The organism is Kribbella sp. NPDC050281 (assembly GCF_040655855.1).
Classification (GTDB): Bacteria; Actinomycetota; Actinomycetes; order Propionibacteriales; family Kribbellaceae; genus Kribbella.
On the sequence record NZ_JBFAKS010000091.1, the window covers coordinates 3,786 to 5,291 of the forward strand.

At 66.1% G+C, this 1,506-nt stretch carries 2 protein-coding genes; both read right to left on the bottom strand.

Annotation, left to right across the window (positions count from 1 at the left end; genetic code table 11):
* Nucleotides 1–210: hypothetical protein (locus AB0I34_RS43940; RefSeq protein WP_360458640.1), on the bottom strand; the 210-nt coding region annotated here is incomplete at its 3' end.
* 31 nt (nt 211–241) lie between these two features.
* A complete protein-coding gene (locus tag AB0I34_RS43945; protein WP_360458643.1) occupies nt 242–1,438 on the bottom strand; it encodes a tyrosine-type recombinase/integrase in 1,197 nt (398 codons plus the stop codon).
* Nucleotides 1,439–1,506: the final 68 nt, after the last annotated feature.

The window sequence follows — 1,506 nt, forward strand, 5'->3', positions numbered from 1 at the left end:
CCCCGCAGCCCGACCGCCGCCCCATGCCTGGCTCACCACGTTGGTCAGGTGCTCGATCGACAGCCCGGACAGATCACCGAACCTGCCAGGGCTCGCCAACGGCCGGAGGGCCGCGGCCGGGCGGACACCGGATCGCGTGATCCGCGCATCCCATTCCGTGCCGCCGTACCCATCGCCGGGTTCCTTCGCCGGCAGAGTCACGGGCCGCATGGCTTCGTCTGGGCCGGACCATCCGCCCGGCCTAGCCACCGAACACAATCTTGACGTCGTCGGGGTCGTAGCCAGGCGCTAACTGGCGCGTCGGCCGGGGTCGGGCGTAGTGCTCTTGAAGCTTGTCGAACAGATCCTCGACCCGCACCGCGGTATAGATCCCTGTGGTGTTGATGTCGGCATGCCGCAGGATCGCGCGGACCTCGGTCAGCGTCATACCTGGATCGTTCGCCAGCCGGGTCGCAGCCGTGTGTCGCAGATCGTGCAGTGTCCAATCCGTCCCGAGACGCTCGTTCGCCCTCTGCAGAACTCTCCGCATGGCCCAGTAGGACAGCTGTCGCGGCCCCCCACGTCGGGTCCGCCACAACGGTTCACCGTCCCCTGGAAGGCCGGCCTCAGCTAAGTAGCGCGTCAGGTTCCGCAAGCTTTCCGGGGAGACTGGCACCGACTGCCTCAACCGGGTGCCCTTGGACACCACGTGGATGAGCTGTCGACCCCAGTCGACATCGGTCAAACCGATCCCGAGCAGTTCCGATGCACGAGCGCCGCTGGACACATACATCGACAGCAGTGCGCGGTCTCGATCGCATCCCATCACCGCGAACAACTCGTCCCACAGCCGGTCTGCCATTGCCCGTGGCAACTGCTTCGGCACCCGCTGGCGCAGCCGTGACCGGCGCATCGTGGGCAACGGCTCAAGCGGACTGCGGTGAGACAGGGTTGCTCGCTGCTTACGCGACACCGGTACGGGGTTGAGCACTGGCCCGTCGCCGTGGTGGGCGTGGAAGTCGTAGAACCGATAGACCACCGTCAGCGCGTGGTTGATGGTCCGTGGTGCGTAACCCGCCGGCAACGCCCGCTTGCCAGTCCTTGGATTCACCGCCCCTGCGCCGGCGGGTCCCGACCGCCGCGTTCGCTGGGGGTTTCTGGCCGACTTCATCCAGCCGACGAGCACCGCGACCTCCGACGACGTCGCCCGATCCCAGTCCACACCCAGAACCCACAACAGCCGGAACCAACGCAGCAGAGCAAAGGCGTAGCTGCGGCAAGTCAACGGACTCACATCGCCAAGCGCGAGATCCCGAAGATACCGAACTGCTGCCGCAACCTCGGCGCCGGTGGCATCCACAACAACGAATGGGGGAAACCGTCCCTGGACCGCGAGCGCCTCTCCGACTCGCGGCACATCAATCCGGCCATGCAGCAACTCCTCCCGAAGCTCGTCCAACGGACCAAGACCTCCTCGTAACCGGGCGACCCGCCAGAGGATAGAGACTTGGTGCAGTTAACTCGGAT